Annotated in this window: 10 protein-coding genes; 8 read left to right on the plus strand and 2 right to left on the minus strand. The window is 63.1% G+C overall.

The window, feature by feature from the left end; genetic code table 11:
* Positions 1-41 precede the first annotated feature (41 nt).
* The 5 genes from ACYVRZ_RS06625 to alaS all read left to right on the plus strand — a co-directional run bounded on the left by ACYVRZ_RS06625 (position 42) and on the right by alaS (position 7,939).
* On the plus strand, positions 42-1,364 hold the full coding sequence (locus ACYVRZ_RS06625) for a DRTGG domain-containing protein (protein ID WP_461225844.1): 1,323 nt from the start codon (positions 42-44) through the stop codon (positions 1,362-1,364).
* Positions 1,361-2,317, plus strand: coding sequence for a DHH family phosphoesterase (locus ACYVRZ_RS06630; RefSeq protein ID WP_461225846.1), 957 nt, complete (start codon positions 1,361-1,363; stop codon positions 2,315-2,317). The genes ACYVRZ_RS06625 and ACYVRZ_RS06630 overlap by 4 nt, the downstream gene beginning before the upstream one ends.
* On the plus strand, positions 2,310-3,650 hold the full coding sequence (locus ACYVRZ_RS06635; protein WP_461225848.1) for a DEAD/DEAH box helicase: 1,341 nt from the start codon (positions 2,310-2,312) through the stop codon (positions 3,648-3,650). The genes ACYVRZ_RS06630 and ACYVRZ_RS06635 overlap by 8 nt, the downstream gene beginning before the upstream one ends.
* Before the next feature lie 165 nt (positions 3,651-3,815).
* Complete coding sequence (locus tag ACYVRZ_RS06640) at positions 3,816-4,724, plus strand: hypothetical protein (RefSeq protein WP_461225850.1); 909 nt, start codon at positions 3,816-3,818, stop codon at positions 4,722-4,724.
* 572 nt (positions 4,725-5,296) lie between these two features.
* Positions 5,297-7,939 carry an alanine--tRNA ligase gene (gene alaS, locus ACYVRZ_RS06645; RefSeq protein WP_461225853.1) on the plus strand — a complete coding sequence of 881 codons (2,643 nt, stop codon included), beginning with the start codon at positions 5,297-5,299 and terminating at the stop codon, positions 7,937-7,939.
* Between the two features lie 571 nt (positions 7,940-8,510).
* Here the strand turns inward: alaS and ACYVRZ_RS06650 are convergent.
* On the minus strand, positions 8,511-9,335 hold the full coding sequence (locus ACYVRZ_RS06650; protein WP_461225855.1) for an alpha/beta hydrolase: 825 nt from the start codon (positions 9,333-9,335) through the stop codon (positions 8,511-8,513).
* A gap of 172 nt (positions 9,336-9,507) precedes the next feature.
* Here ACYVRZ_RS06650 and ACYVRZ_RS06655 point away from each other — a divergent pair, with 172 nt between their 5' ends.
* Positions 9,508-9,993, plus strand: a complete 486-nt coding sequence (locus ACYVRZ_RS06655; protein ID WP_461225857.1) for a DUF2975 domain-containing protein — start codon at positions 9,508-9,510, stop codon at positions 9,991-9,993.
* A 345-nt stretch (positions 9,994-10,338) separates the two neighbouring features.
* On the opposite strand, the gene spxB is transcribed toward ACYVRZ_RS06655, so the two are convergent.
* A complete protein-coding gene (gene spxB, locus ACYVRZ_RS06660; RefSeq protein WP_461225859.1) occupies positions 10,339-12,162 on the minus strand; it encodes a pyruvate oxidase in 1,824 nt (607 codons plus the stop codon).
* Positions 12,163-12,337: 175 nt separating this feature from the next.
* Here spxB and ACYVRZ_RS06665 point away from each other — a divergent pair, with 175 nt between their 5' ends.
* Both ACYVRZ_RS06665 and glgB read left to right on the plus strand, forming a co-directional pair.
* Positions 12,338-13,171, plus strand: a complete 834-nt coding sequence (locus tag ACYVRZ_RS06665) for a YitT family protein (RefSeq protein ID WP_461225861.1) — start codon at positions 12,338-12,340, stop codon at positions 13,169-13,171.
* A 319-nt stretch (positions 13,172-13,490) separates the two neighbouring features.
* Complete coding sequence (glgB, locus tag ACYVRZ_RS06670; RefSeq protein ID WP_461225863.1) at positions 13,491-15,350, plus strand: 1,4-alpha-glucan branching protein GlgB; 1,860 nt, start codon at positions 13,491-13,493, stop codon at positions 15,348-15,350.
* Positions 15,351-15,707: the final 357 nt, after the last annotated feature.

Genomic DNA, 15,707 nt, shown 5'->3' on the forward strand with positions numbered 1-15,707 from the left:
TGGTATACTCAAGAAAAGACTGTATAAATGGAGCAAACATAATGGCGACTAAACATGAACAGATCCTCAACTACATCGCGAGCCTCGGGGTCGGGACCAAGATTTCGGTGCGAACCATCGCCAAGCACCAAAAGGTCAGCGAAGGCACCGCCTACCGCGCGATCAAGGAGGCCGAAAACACCGGCCTGGTGTCCACCATCGAGCGAGTCGGCACGATTCGCATCGAGCAAAAACCGGTGAACAACATCGACTCGCTGACGTTCCGGGCTCTACTCACGCTGATCGACGCCAAGGTCCTCGGCGGTTCCGCGGGGCTCGACAAGAAGCTGGACAAGTTCGTGATCGGCGCCATGACGCCTAGCGAAATGACCCGCTACATCACCAAGAATTCGCTGGTCATTTTGGGCAACCGCGAGGACGCCCAGCAGGCGGCGTTGCACAATGGCGCGGCGGTTTTGATCACCGGGGGCTTCATGACCTCCGACGCGGTGATCGCCCAGGCCAACGCCGCGTCGTTGCCGGTGATTCAGACCAGCTACGACACCTTCACCGTTGCGACCATGCTGAACCGGGCGCTGTCCGATCAGGCGATCAAGCAAGACATTTTGACCGTCGCCGCGATTTACACCCCGCTTGAAGAGACCTGCACCGCCAACGTCACCGACACCGTCGCCGACTTCACGCGGCTGCGCGAGTCCCGCGCCGACTTCGTCTTGCCGGTGATCACCGGCAACGGGCGGCTGGTGGGGATGGTCACGCCCAAGCTGGTGGCCGGCAAGAAGGCGACCACCCCGCTTGAACGCGTGATGGTCAAAAACCCCCAGACGGTGCGGCCGTACCTGAGCGTCACCACCGTCGGCCACACCATGCAGGGCAACGGCCTGAACGTGCTGCCGGTGGTCGACGACGACTGGCAGCTGCTCGGCATCGTCACCCGGGCCAGCGTGTTCGCCAGCCTGGCGGATCTGGGCTCCGATTCGGTCGGCACCACCATCGCCGACACGGTGGCGGCCCAGCTGGAGGCGGCCAAGGTGCAGCCGGACGTGGGGGCGGCGTTTGAGCTTCACACCACGCCGATGATGACCAACAAGCTTGGCACCCTGTCGTTCGGGGTGATGAACGAGGCGATCAACACCGTGGTCACCCACTACCTCAACGAGAACGGGCGGCGCAACGTGCTGATCGAGCAGCTTTCACTGCACACCTTCCGGCCGATTCAGCTGGAGTCGACGGTGCTGATCACGCTGCGGCCGCTGGAGATGACCCAGCACGAAGGCTCCTTTGACATTGAACTGCAGACGGACGGGCTGCCGGTTGCCAAGGCAATCGTCACCTGCCAGCTGTTAGAAAGGAATTCACGATGATCCAAGACCAGATTTTGCAGGCGATTCAAGACTACGACACGATTATCATTCACCGCCACGTCAACCCGGACCCGGACGCCTTGGGCAGCCAAGGCGGCCTGGCCGCCGCCATCGCCGCCGGTTACCCGGACAAAAACGTCCTGCTGGTCGGCGGGGCGGTCGGCAACCTGGATTGGCTGTCTGCGATGGATGAGGTGGCGGATGCGACCTACGAAGGGGCCTTGGTTATCGTGTGTGACACGGCCAACCAGCCGCGGGTGTCCGACCAGCGCTTCTTGACCGGCGCCAAGCTGATCAAAATCGACCACCACCCCAACGACGACGCTTACGGCGACTTGCAGTGGGTGGTACCAGCGGCCAGCTCGACCTCGGAGCTGATTTTTGATCTGATCCAGCAAAGCGACAAACTGACGCTGGACACCGCCGCCGCCCGGCTGCTTTACGCCGGCATCGTCGGCGACACCGGCCGCTTCTTGTTCAACAACACCAGCCCCCACACGCTTCAGGTGGCCGCCACGCTGATTCAGGCCGATTTTGACCCGACGGCCCTGAACAACCGGATGAACCAAATCACTTTCGCCCAGGCCAAGCTGCAAAGCTACGTGTTCACGCACATGACCGTCACGCCGGCCGGCGCCGCGTGGGTGGTGATTCCCCGCCGCGTGGTCGAGGCGCTCGGCCTGACCTCAGATCAGGTTCACGCCGCGGTCGGCACCCCGGGGCGGCTGGGCGAGGTGATCGCCTGGGCGATGTTCGTCGAGCAAGTCGACGCGCCGTACCGCGTCAACCTGCGTTCCAAGGGGCCGGTGATTAACGAGCTGGCCAAGGCCTTCGCCGGTGGGGGCCACCCGCTGGCCGCCGGCGCCAAGGCCCAAGACCTCACCGAGGCGGCGCAGATTCAACACGCGCTGGATGCTTTGGTTCACGACTATAAGGAGACCATGAATGCCTGATTTTACCCAGTTTCACCTCAAGCCCTTCCTGATGCAAGGGCTTGCCGACATGCAGATCAAGACGCCGACGCCGATTCAAGAGCAGGTGATTCCCGCCGTCCTGAAGGGCCAAAGCGTGATCGGCCAAAGCCAAACCGGCAGCGGCAAGACCCACGCGTTCCTGCTGCCGCTGCTCAATGGTATCGACACGACCAAGGACGCCGTGCAGGTCGTCATCACTGCGCCGTCCCGCGAGCTGGCCACCCAGCTTTACACCGTGGCCACCCAGCTGGCCGCGGCCAACCCGGACCTGCGCATCCACAATTACGTCGGCGGCACCGACAAGAGCCGCCAGATCGAAAAGCTCGGCAACCAGCAGCCGCACGTCGCCATCGGCACCCCGGGCCGCCTGCTGGATCTGATCAAGGCCCAGGCGCTGAACGCCCGGACCGCCCACACCTTCGTGGTGGATGAGGCCGACATGACGCTTGACATGGGCTTTTTGGCCAGCGTCGACCAGATTGCCGGGGTGTTCGGAGAGGACCTGCAGATGCTGGTGTTCTCCGCCACCATTCCGGCCAAGTTGCAGCCGTTTTTGAAGAAGTACATGGCCCATCCGCTCGAAATCGTGATCAAGCCCAAGACCGTGATTGCCGACACCGTCGACAACCAGCTGGTGTCGGTCAAGGGTCAGGATAAAAACGAACTGATCTACAAGCTTTTGACCATGGGCGAGCCGTTCCTGGCGCTGGTCTTCGCCAACACCAAGACCACGGCCGACGCGATTCACCGCTACCTGACCAACCAGGGCCTGAAGGTCGCCAAGATTCACGGCGGCATTCCGCCGCGTGAACGCAAGCGCGTGATGAAGGAAGTCGCCGACCTCAAGTTCCAGTACGTCGTCGCGACCGACCTGGCGGCGCGAGGCATCGACATCGACGGCGTCTCGCTGGTGATCAACGCGGAGATTCCCAACGACCTGGAGTTCTTCATCCACCGCGTCGGCCGCACCGGCCGCAAGGGGCTGCCCGGTACCGCCATCACGCTTTACGCCCCGGGTCAAGAGGCGCAGATTGCGGAGCTCGAACACCTGGGCATTCACTTTACCCCGAAGGCCTTCAAAAACGGCGCCTTGGTCGACTCCTACGACCGCAATCGGCGCCAGGCCCGCAAGCCCAAGACCGAGGAGCGCAGCCTGGCGATTCGCGGCTTGGCCAAGAAGGAAGCCAAAAAGAAGATGCCCGGCTACAAGAAGAAGATTCAAAAGGCCGTGGCCGAGGAGCGGCGGCGCAACAACAAGATCAAAAAGCGCGAGGAAATGCGTGCGACCCGCAAGAAGAACAAGCAAAACTGACGCAGGCGGCGCGGTGAGGGGACTCGCCGCGCCGTTTTGGGGTGAGCGACCGGGCGGCGGTGCAGGCAGCGGGGTGAGCGACCGGCCTGTGGTGCAAGTAGCGGTGTCCACATCGGGCGGCGGTGGCGAGCCGGCGGCCGCACCGGTAGAGGAGAGGATTAGACAATGGCAGAGTTAACCTTACTGTTCCCCGAGTGGAACGCGCTGGACGACAAGGCGCGGCGCTTCGCCGCCGCGCAGCTGGGGCGGTATTTTCTGAGCCCGTTGCTGGCGGTCGATGCAATCGAGCCGGTCACCGTCACCACTTTTGGCCAAACGCTCAACACCTTCGATTACCTGATTGCCGGTGAGTGGTTGCGCTTCGTGCCGGGGATGCCCGACGTGGCGCTGGGCGTCACCTGGCCGCTGGCGCCGCAGCTGCAGGCCATCGGCACGGCGCTTGGGTTGAACCAGGCGGCCTGGGAGAACCACCTCAGCCCGGCCGGCCGCTTCGACCTGCCGCCGATGCTGGTGGCCCGGACGCCGATTGCCAGCAAGCTCGAGGTGATTGGGCAGCTGGATTTCATCACCGGCAAGTTTCGCGGGGACCTTTTTGCCTACGCCAAGCTCGGCGGCGCCGTCGCGGCGCTGCTGGTGCCGGGGCCGGACGGCAGCCTGCCGCCGGTGATCGAAACCGAGACGCTGCGGCTGCGCCAGGCCAGTGCGACGGCCTACCAGGTCGCAATCAAGCACGACTGGGACGCGGCCCAGCTGAAGCAGACGCTGGGCGGCCACGGCTTCGCGCTGGCCAACGAGCGGGAGTATGAGTACCTGATGGGCGGCGGCCGCCACCGGCTGTTCGCTTGGGGTAACCAGCTGCCGGAGGACTTGAACTTCGTGCCCAACCGCTTCGGCCTGACCGTGCCGCTGCGCCGCCCCGGTAGCGAGCTGATCGATGGCGACTGGGCCAAGAGCCGGGCGCTGACGGCGTTGCCAAGCGGCCAGGACCTGCTGGCCCTGTCGCCGTTTTACCGCGCCACCCCGGGGCCGTTCGCCAGCACCCAGTACCGCAAAATCGTGCGGATTGCGCTGTAGGTGAGGACCGGGCCAAGGCGCGGTGCCACGGGACTCGGTTCGCGAACCCCGCCTTGCTGCGCCCTGGTTCGTCGGGCTCCAGGCCGCATCGCGGGAGCGGCTAGCTCAGGCCAGACGCTGGGCCAAGTTCAGGCCCAACGTCTAGCCTCACGCTACCCGTCCCGCTCACCCGCGGCCCTACGCCCTGGTTCGTCGGGCTCCGCAAGGCAACGCGGGAGCGCATAGCTTGGGTCGGCCCTTGGGGCAAGTACACCCCAAGCACCAACCCAGCGCTATGCGTCCCGCTAAACCCGCCTTGCTGCGCCCTGGTCTGGTTGACACGCCGCTTTCAACAACGTACAATTAGCGCGTTAGGATATGCAAGCCGTCCAGCTTCCCATCCAGAAAATGGGGCAGTGCTGGGAGCCCCGTGGTCTGGGCGGCTTGTGCTCCCTGATACGACAATTTCACAACGTAATTAAGTGGTAAACGATGAACATCGTTGCAAACAAGGTGGTACCGCGCGCAAGCGTCCTTGGATTGCAGCGGTGTCTTTTTGTTTGCCGGCCGCCTCGGCGGCTGAAGGAGGACACATGAAACAACTGAGCAGTGCCGAAATCCGGCAGATGTTCCTGGATTTTTTCAAGGAAAAGGGCCACGACGTTGAGCCAAGCGCTAGCCTGATCCCGGTCGATGATCCCACCTTGCTGTGGATCAACTCTGGGGTGGCGACGCTGAAGAAGTACTTCGACGGCAGCGTGGTGCCGAAGAACCCGCGGATTACCAACGCGCAAAAGTCGATTCGCACCAACGACATCGAGAACGTCGGCAAAACGGCCCGGCACCTGACCTTTTTTGAAATGCTCGGGAACTTCTCCGTCGGCGATTACTTCAAGCCCGAGGTCATTCCCTGGGCCTGGGAATTCCTGACGTCCGACAAGTGGCTGGCGCTTGACCCGGCCAAGCTGTACGTCACCGTCTACCCCAAGGACCTCGAGGCCAAGCGCATCTGGCACGAGGTGGTCGGCCTGCCCGAGAGCAAGATTTTTGAAGTCGAGGACAACTTCTGGGACATCGGCGAAGGCCCATCCGGCCCGGACTCCGAGATTTTTTACGACCGCGGCCAGGAATTCAACAACGTGGCCGAAGACGACCCCGAGAACTACCCGGGCGGCGAAAACGAGCGCTACCTGGAGATCTGGAACATCGTCTTCTCCGAGTTCAACCACCTGCCGGACGGCCGCTTCGTCGAGCAGCCGCATAAGAACATCGATACCGGCATGGGTCTGGAGCGGCTGGTGTCCGTGATTCAAAACACTAAGACCAACTTCGAGACCGACCTGTTCATGCCGATCATCAAGGCGACCGAGCAAAAGAGTGCCGGCCGCAAGTACGGGGCCAACGCCGCAGACGACGTGGCGTTCAAGATCATCGCCGACCACGCCCGGACGGTCACCTTCGCGATCGGCGACGGCGCCTTGCCGTCCAACGAAGGCCGCGGCTACGTGCTGCGCCGCCTGATTCGCCGCGCCATTGTCAACGGCAAGAAGCTGGGCATCGACCACGCCTTTTTGTACGAGCTGGTGCCGGTGGTCGGTGAGATCATGAACAGCTACTACCCGGAGATTCTGAAGAACCAGGCCTTCATCCAAAAGGTCATCCACTCCGAAGAGGACCGCTTCCGCGAAACGCTGGATGCCGGCATCGCGCTTCTGGACTCGACCATCGCCGAGTTGCGCGACCAGGGTCTCAAGGTGATTCCAGGTGCCACGGCCTTCAAGCTGTTCGACACCTTCGGCTTCCCGGTTGAAATGACCGCGGAAATCGCCACGGATGAGGGCTTCACCGTTGACATGGCTGGCTTCAAGGCCGACATGGAGGCGCAACGCGCCCGGGCCCGGGCGGCGCGGGGCGACGCGCAGTCGATGGGCAGCCAGGACAAGGTCTTGATGGACATCAAGACGCCAAGCAAGTTCACCGGCTGGACCGACCTTGAGGACCAGGCCAAGCTTGAAAACATCATCGTCGACGACGCGCAGGTTCAGCGCATCGAGGCCGGCACGGCGCGGCTGTTGTTCGACCAGACGCCGTTTTACGCCGAAATGGGCGGCCAGGTCGCCGATCACGGCGAGATCCTCGACGCAGACGGCGTCGTGGTCGCCAAGGTGACCGACGTGCAACACGCACCGAACGGCCAGAACCTGCACACCGTCACGGTTGAAAACACGCTGGAAGTCGGCGCAATCTACAAGCTGAAAGTCGATGTGGAGCGGCGCAAGAAGGTGTCGATGAACCACACCGCGACTCACCTGCTGGACCAGGCGCTGCGCGAGGTGCTGGGCGAACACACGCACCAGGCCGGCTCCTTGGTTGAGCCGGAGTACCTGCGTTTTGACTTCACCAACTTCGGCCAGGTGACCCCGGAGCAGCTGCGCCAAGTTGAACTGCGGGTCAACCAGCAGATCTGGCGTCAGCTCCCGATCACCTGGGAGGAAATGCCGATCGAAGAGGCCAAGAAGCAAGGCGCCATCGCGATGTTCGGCGACAAGTACGGTGACGTCGTGCGGGTCGTCTCCATCGGCGATTACAACCGCGAGTTCGACGGCGGGACCCACCCGACCAACACCGCGGCGCTGGGACTGTTCAAAATCACCGGCGAAACCGGCATCGGCGCCGGCACTCGCCGCATCGAGGCCGTGACGTCCAAGGAGGCCTACGATTTCCTGACCAAGCAGCAGGACCTGCTGGCGGCGACGGCGGCCGACCTGAAGCTCGACCAGGTGACGGCGGTGCCGCACAAGGTTGAGGCGCTGCAGGCCGACCTCAAGGCCAGCCAGAAGGTGGTGGCCGGCCTGCAGGCGAAACTTGCGGCCCAGGCCTCGGCCAACCTGTTCGACACGGCCGAAACGGTCGGTCAGTTCACGCTGATCGCCAAGGCGGTCAAGGTCGCCGGCATGAACGAGCTGCGTCAGCTCGGCGACACCTGGCGCGACAAGGCGGCCTCGGATGTGCTGGTGCTGGCCACGGCCAACGACGGCAAGGTCAGCCTGCTGGTCGGTGCCAGCCCGGCGGCGATCAAGGCCGGCGTCAAGGCCGGCGACCTGATTAAGGCGATTGCCCCGGCCATCGGTGGTGGCGGCGGCGGCCGGCCGGACATGGCCCAGGCCGGCGGCAAGAAGCCGGAAGGCATTCAGCAGGCGCTGACTTTGGCCAAGGACACCCTGGCGGCCAAGTAGCACCGCAAAAAGGCGCGAGCGACTCGAGTTTTGAGCTGCTCGCGCCTTTTGGTTGGCTGACCGTATTCGCAGGATGTTATTTATTTACACAAAATTTACCTAACATTTACACTGGCGTAATGGTAATCCCGGTCGTCCGGTGTTATTCTATTGCCGTAGAATTCGACAGCGCCTCTCGGCTCGCACGGCCGAAGCGCAGCTCAAGGCAGTCTACGGTGACTATCATTCTCATCTGATGAACGTCGACCTATGTCGACCACGTCCGCGGCGTGAGCGTCTAGCGCTGGAGAAATTCGCGCAAAAGAAAACAGCCCTGGTTTGACTCCAATGACCCGCAACTGCCAGTTCCACCACAGTGCGTAACACCAACTGAATCGGTTCTACCCGTCGGCGGGGGCAGTCTGCCCTGCCGGCGGGGCGGTTCTTCAATTCAATATCAATCGGGGTACGGCGGGGCGACCCGCGGTACCCTTTGTGTGCTACAAGGATGCGGAGGATCGCCGCGGTCGGCCGCCGGCACCCAGCGCAAAAGACGCGCCATTCCAATCGCGGAATGGCGCGTCTTTTGCGGTTAATGCCAGAGGAAGCGGTTGACGGTTTTGGCCACGCGGTGGTTGAGCCGCAGCAGGCCGTGCCGGGCGTCCCAGCCGAGGAATTCCTTTTCGCGGTAGGACCGCGCCTGCTTACCCAGCAGGAAGCGCAGCGAGCGGGAGCTGGCGTTGAGAATCTTGCCGTCGGAGTGGCTGCCGTCCTCGAGGTTGCCGTAGAGGTTCAGGATGTCGACCTGATCCTTGGGGAACACATGGCGCAGGTTGATCGCGTCTTGGTAGGGCGGGGCAATCCAGTGCGGCCGCCCGTCCGGCAGCAGGTGGTTGGGGTGCTGGCCGCGGTGGCGACCCGGGATCCCGTCGAAGTTGCCGGCAATCGCCGCGTATTTTTGCAGCTGCGGCAGGCTGCGGTCTTGGCCGTAGTGCAGCTCGTAGAACAGCACGGCGGCGTTACCCAGCGAGTGGGCGACGATGTTGAATTTTTGCATCCCGTACTTGCGCTGCAGCGCCACCAGCACGTTGTGAAGCCAGTTGACGATGCGGTCGTAGCGCAAGGTGCGGTTGTTTTTGAAAACGATTTTGACCAGCGGGCGGCGGGTGGCCTTGGGCCAGCGACCGCGCAGGGTGACGTGACCGTGGCGGGACACGGTGGCGGTGATGACGGTGTGGGCCTGGTCTTCGACTTCGGCCTCGTGCATCAGGTAGTCCATCGAGCGGGGACCACCGAAGTGACCGTGCAGGTACAGGGTAGCCGGTGCCCGCGTGGCCGGCACGGCTTCGGCGGGTCGGACCCCACCGAACAGCCCGAGGCTGAGCAGGACGCCGATTAGCAAGAATTTCCACTTCATTGGTCTACCACCGTCCCTTCACCATTAATCATAGCACCGGCCGGGTGAAAACTCGGTGACAGTGACCTAACAGAGTTGTCACCTGGGGCTTAAAGGAAGCTTAAACCGCAGGGACCGACGGGGCGGCTATAATGAAGCCAACGTCAAGAAGATGCAGTGGGAGGAATTGGCTATGAAGCTTAGATTATTGGGGTTGCGGCTGATGCTGGTCGCGGCGATGGCGGTGGTGGCACTGTTCGCCTTTGGCCTGTTCCCGCACTATCCGGGGCTGCTGTTGGCCCAGTTTCACAGACCGGTGGTGGCCTGGGTGTTCACCGCCGGTCTGTGGCTGACGGCGGCGGCCTTTGCGACCGCTGCGGTGGTGGCGTGGCGGCTGCTGGACGTCATCGACCGGGCCCAGGCGTTCAGCGCGGCGGCGGTCAGCGGCCTGCGCCGGCTGAAGTGGGCGGTGGTCGGCATCGCCGCCGGGCTCGCGCTGCTGTTGCCGCAGATCTACCAGGTGGCGGATGCGACCGATGCGCCGGGGCTGATGGTGATTGGACTGGCCATCGTCGCGCTGCCCTTGATGGTGGCCGTGTTCCTGGCGGTTTTGACGCGGCTTTGGCTCATCGCGCTGGGGTACAAGCAGGCAGCCGGCGAGGCGGGAACCCTCAACTAGCAGCGAGACGCGAGGTTACCCGTCCCGCTAAACCCGCCGGCTTCCGCTCTGGTTCGTCGAGCTCCGAAGCGCAACGCGGCTGCGTCCAGCTACGCCGCAGCCCTCGGGACCAAGCCCGGGTCCCAAGTGCCACGGCTAGGCTGGCCGAGTCGCTAAATACGCGCTTCTCCGCTCTGGTTCGTCGAGCTCCGCGGGGCATCGGCAGCTAAGGCCGTCACCTGGGCCAAGTTCGGCCCAGGCGCCAGCCTTACGCTGGGCGGTCGCCTAAACGCCCCGCTCCGCTCTGGTACCAAAACAACGCCCGGTTCATGCAGGAGGCTGCATGGGCCGGGCGTTGTGGTCTGGTTATAAGGCGACATGGTATTCTTCGAAGAAGTCGGCGAGCGGCCGTAGGGATTGGCCGTCGTACTCGGCGAAGAAGGCGGCGAGGTCCTTCGGGCGGCTCAGCGCCTGGTTGGCATTGTAGTTGGCGCTGACGGTTTCAATCAGCTTGCCGTCCTCAATCGTGAGCTCAAGCTCTTCCACCGGCAGGCCGCGCTTGTCGGTGATTTTGGCGTCGATCAAAAACGGTGAGCCGGCCGCGGTGGCCTCAAGCGCCGCCTGGAACGCGGCTGGCAGCTCGCTGCTCTTGGTGACGGTGACGCTCGGGACGCCCATTGCCTGGGCGATGGCGGCGAAGTCCTGGTCTTCGATGAAAATCCCGGAGTGGGTTCGCATCGCGATGTCGTCTTGCTCGGACTTGATGAAGTTCAGGCTGGCGTTGGACGTCACGATGTTGATCACCGGCAAGCCGTATTTTTTTTGCGTGATCAGGTCCTGCATCACCATGGAAAAGGCGCCGTCTCCGGAAATGCTGAAGACTTGGCGGTCCGGGAAGCTGAGCTTGCCGGCAATCGCGCCGGGCAGGCCGTAGCCCATGGTGGCGAAAAGCGCGGAGATTGTCCACTTGTTCTGCGGGGTCAGCTCAAGGAAGCGGAAGGCGTTGATGATGTTGTCGCCGACGTCGATGGCGAATACGGCGTCCGGGTCCTTGACCTTGTTGAGCTCGCGGTAGACCGCCTCGAACTCTAGCGGATCGCTCGGCCGCTCGCTGAGCTGGCGCAGGTAGTCGCGCCAGTTGCGGTTGGCCGCCACGGCCGCCTGGAAGTACGGCGACGGCGCGACCGCGGTGCTTTGGGCCAGCGCCGCGTCGACGAACGCCGTCGCATCCGACCACACCCCGTAGTCCAGGAAGTGGTGGCGGCCAAACTGCGCCGAATCGATGTCGATCTGGACGAACTTGAATTCGTGGGTGCGGTACACCAGGTTGGCGAACGGGAAGTCGGCTCCAAGTGCGATCACGAGGTCGGACACGGCGAAAATCTCGTCGGCGGCCTTCATCGCCGCACGGTTGGCGTAACCTAAGTTGCCTTCGTAATCATCCGGCACCAGACCCTTGGCCAGGCCGGTCAAAACCAGCGGAATCTGGAGCTTCTTGGACAGCTCAACCAGCTTCTGACCGCCGGCGCCGATGCCGCGGCCGACGTGGATCACCGGCCGCTTGGCGGCCTTGATCATCTCAAGGACATGCGCGACCTCTTCTTCAGTGGCCACCGGCAGCGGCCGTGGCTTGCGGTCGGTCGGCGACACGCTGCTGTAAGGGGTGTCTGGGATCGGCTTGTAGCCGAAGTCGTTGGGAATCACCACCACCGCCACGCCCTGGTGCTTGTAGGCCTCGCGGATCGCCTTGTCGACCACGTACGGCAGGCTCTCCGGCGTCATCACCAGCCGGTTGTACACCGCGACGTCCTCGAAAATCGGGTTCTCGGCGAACTCCTGGAAGTAGTTGTAGTTCATGTTGGTGCTCGGCACCTGGCCGATCAAGGCGAGCACCGGTGCGTGGTCCTCACGCGCGTCGTACAGCCCGGTCAGCAGGTTGGTCGCACCGGGGCCGGCGGAGCCGAAGGCAACGGCGATTTTGCCCGTCAGCTTGGCGTCGGCGCTGGCGGCCAAGGCGCCGACCTGTTCGTGCCGAATCTGGATGTACTTGAGGCGTTCGCGCTCGGCGTCCAAGGCGGCCATGGTCGAGTTGAACGAGCCGCCGGGGTAGCCGTACACGTGGTCGACGCCCCAGGACTCGATGACGCGAAGCATTGCAACGCTTGCAGGAACTGTAGAGGTGGTGGTCATATGGATTCGCTCCTTTATGTTGTGGTCAATTATCACGCTTAAAATGTATCACACAATGAAATCGGTTGCAACACTTTTTGTGCGAAACGGTGGCGACGGCAGGCAGGCGCTGGTACAGTTCAGTAAACGCGGTATGCTATAATCTACTTATAATGTTAAAGAAAAGGAGCCTGCAATGTCAAAATATCTCAACCGGTGGTGGGTCCGTGGCGCGTTGATGATTCTCGCGTTGGAGCTGATTGCCATTGCCATCAACTTGTTTTACGCCCCGCACGGCGTGGCCCCGGGCGGCGCGACCGGGATCGCAATCCTGGTGCAGGAGGGCTTTGGCGTCAGCGTCGGGCTGACCACCCTGGTCGTCAACCTCGCGATGCTGGTGTTGGCCTGGTTTTTCCTGGACCGCGCGACCACGCGGCGCATCCTGTTCGGCAGCCTGGCCTTGCCGGTGCTTTTGGCGCTGACGCCGCAAGCGCTGGTGGTCAAGGACCGGCTGCTGGCCGTGATCGTCGGGTCGGTGATTTTTGCCATCGGGGTCGCCGTCAATTACCGGCTCAACGCCTCGAGCGGTGGGACCACGGTGCCACCGATGATCCTGCAGAAGTACTTCAAGATGAAGCCGGCTGTCGGGCTATTTTTGGTCGACATGGTGGTCTGCCTGTTCAACATTCCGGTGTCCGGCTTTGAGGCCTTCGTGCTGGCGATGTTTGCCGTCGGGCTGACCTCTTTGGTGATGAATTACGTCGAAACCGGCTTGGACCGCAAAAAGGCGGTGTACGTGATGAGCAACACCGCGCTGCCGCAGCTCGAGGAAGCCTTGGCCGTGAGCGACCACGGCCTGACCATCCACCAGGTGATCGGCGGCCACTCCGGCGAGCCGCGCGAGATGCTGATGGTGGTGGTGGAGCAAAGCGATTACCAGCAGCTGCTCGATCGCATCCACCAGCTTGACCCCCACGCCTTCGTGTTGGTCACCGAGGCCACCGAGGTTCACGGCGGCAGCCTGACCTGAGGCCGACCACGCAATCAACTGAACGAACCCAATTCGAATCATCCCGCGTCACCGTCTCGCACGGTGGCGTTTTTTCGTGGCCGCGACTTGCGGCCAAATTTGTGACAAGTCACGAGCTGATTTCTGGTGTTTTGGCGGTGAGGCTCGCACACTGGAAAAGGTAGCGTGTGTCGGTGCCTAGACAGATGATGACTAGACCGGTGCCACTTTCAGGCGCGGATTCATTAAGTTTTTGCTCGCGCCAGTTTAAAGATTCAATTTTCGGATAACGGTGTTATAATCCGGATGTAAGCGTTAACAAGAATGAGGGGTGAGGACATTGACGGAATCCTTGACGGACTGGGCGTACCTGTTTGACCGCGGGGAGGATTTTCAAAGCTACCGGCGTTTTGGGGCGCATGAGGTGGCGCCGGGGCGGTGGCACTTCTTGGTGTGGGCGCCCAACGCGGCCGGCGTGGCGATTGTCGGCGACTTTTCGGCGTGGCGGCCGCAGCCGCTGGCGCCGCTTGGGGCGACCGGCTGCTGGGAAGGGACGTTGACCGCCGAATTCGGCCAGCTGTACAAGGTGCAGGTGACCGCGGCGGATGGCAGCGTCGCCACCAAAATCGATCCGTTCGGCTTCGCGTTCGAAAAGAAGCCGGGCACCGCGGCCAGGTTGTCGGGACCACCGCAGCGCGACTGGCAAGACGCCGCCTGGCAGGCGCGGGTGCGACGGCGCGTGGGGCAGCCGCAACCGCAAAACATTTATGAGCTGCACCTGGGCTCCTTCAAGCGCCACGCGGATGGCGGCTACCTGACCTACCGCGAGGCGATTCGCGCGGTGATTCCCTACGTGCGAAAGATGGGCTACACCCACATCGAGCTGATGCCCCTGATGGAGCACCCGCTGGACGCGTCTTGGGGGTACCAGCTGATGGGCTACTTCGCCCCGACCAGCCGCTTTGGCAGCCCGGCCGATTTTTTGGCCTTCGTCGATGCGGCTCACCAGGCGGGACTCGGGGTGATCATGGACTGGGTGCCGGGGCACTTCATCCGCAACGCCGATGCCTTGGCGACCTTCGATGGCACGGCGACCTTCGAGTACCAAGACCCGCACCGCGCCGACAACGTGCGGTGGGGGACGTGGAACTTTGATCTGGGCAAAACCCAGGTGCAAAGCTTTCTGATCTCCAGCGCGATTTTCTGGCTGGTGCATTGCCACCTGGACGGGCTGCGGGTCGATGCGGTGTCCAACATGCTGTACATGGATTACGATGCCGGCAAGGAGCAGGACCGCAACCGCGACGGCGGCCGCGAGAACCTGGAGGGCCGCGCCTTTCTCGAGCGGCTCAACGGCGTGGTTCAGGCGACCAAGCCCGAGGCGCAAATGATCGCCGAGGAAAGCTCGGCTTACCCGCAGGTCACCGCGCCGCTGCAAGACGGCGGCCTAGGCTTTTCGGCCAAGTGGAACATGGGGTGGATGAACGACACGCTGCGCTATTTTGCCATGGAGCCCTACGCCCGGCGCGACCACATCGACCTTTTGACCTTCTCCTTCGTCTACATGCACGACGAGCGCTTCATCCTGCCGTTCTCCCACGACGAGGTGGTGCATGGCAAGAAGTCGTTGATGCACAAGATGCCGGGCGACCGCTACAACCAGTTCGCCAACCTGCGCGTGATGTTCGTCTGGCTGATGACCCATCCGGGCAAAAAGCTCCTGTTCATGGGCGGCGAATGGGGCCAGTTCCTCGAGTGGCGCGACTGGAGCGCCTTGGAGTGGGTGGATCTCAACGACCCGCTGAACGCGGCGATGCAGGTGTTCACTCGCACCCTGAACAAGCTGTACGTCAAGACCCCGAGCCTGTGGGTCGATGACCAAACGCCGGCCGGCATCACGGTGACCATCGGCTCTCAAAACGACGTGCTGAGCTTCATCCGCCACGGCCTGAGCCCCGAAGACGACCTGGTGGTGGTGATGAACCTGCTGCCGGAGGAGCGGCAACACTTTGCGGTGCCGGTGCCGCAGACCGGCACCTACACCGTGCTGCTGAACACCGAAAGCCAGCACTTCGGCGGGACTTGGGTGCGGCTGCAACGCACCCTGCACAGCCGCGACAAACCGGCGTACGGCCAGCCGGCGACCGTCGACGTCGTGCTGCCGGCGATGGGCGCATTGCTGATTGCCCCAAAGGCGTGACCGCGCCGGCTGACGCGCCAAACGCGTTCCCCGAGGCAACGCGGGAGCGGCTAGCGACGCACGGCGGCCTGAAGCAAGGACCGCTTCACCCCGCCGCGCTAGGCTACCCGTCCCGCTAAGGACGCCTCGGCTCACGCTCTAAACGCGTTCCCCGAGGCAACGCGGGAGCGGCTAGCTCGGGTCGGAACCGGAAGCACAACCCGCTTCCCGTCCCCACCCTACGCTATCCGTCCCGCTACGGCGCCTCGGCTCACGCTCTAAACGCGTTCCCCGAGGCAACGCGGGAGCGGCTAGCTCGGGTAGGAACCGGAAGCACAACCCGCTTCCCGTCCCAACCCTACGCTACCCGTCCCGCTA

The organism is Lacticaseibacillus suihuaensis, from assembly GCF_054785075.1.

Coding starts and splice junctions, on each gene's coding strand:
- ACYVRZ_RS06625 (WP_461225844.1), top strand. CDS start 42: ATGGCGACTAAACATGAACAGATCCTCAACTACATCGCGAGCCTCGGG.
- spxB (WP_461225859.1), bottom strand. CDS start 12,162: ATGACCACCACCTCTACAGTTCCTGCAAGCGTTGCAATGCTTCGCGTC.
- ACYVRZ_RS06640 (WP_461225850.1), top strand. CDS start 3,816: ATGGCAGAGTTAACCTTACTGTTCCCCGAGTGGAACGCGCTGGACGAC.
- ACYVRZ_RS06650 (WP_461225855.1), bottom strand. CDS start 9,335: ATGAAGTGGAAATTCTTGCTAATCGGCGTCCTGCTCAGCCTCGGGCTG.
- ACYVRZ_RS06665 (WP_461225861.1), top strand. CDS start 12,338: ATGTCAAAATATCTCAACCGGTGGTGGGTCCGTGGCGCGTTGATGATT.
- ACYVRZ_RS06635 (WP_461225848.1), top strand. CDS start 2,310: ATGCCTGATTTTACCCAGTTTCACCTCAAGCCCTTCCTGATGCAAGGG.
- ACYVRZ_RS06630 (WP_461225846.1), top strand. CDS start 1,361: ATGATCCAAGACCAGATTTTGCAGGCGATTCAAGACTACGACACGATT.
- ACYVRZ_RS06655 (WP_461225857.1), top strand. CDS start 9,508: ATGAAGCTTAGATTATTGGGGTTGCGGCTGATGCTGGTCGCGGCGATG.
- alaS (WP_461225853.1), top strand. CDS start 5,297: ATGAAACAACTGAGCAGTGCCGAAATCCGGCAGATGTTCCTGGATTTT.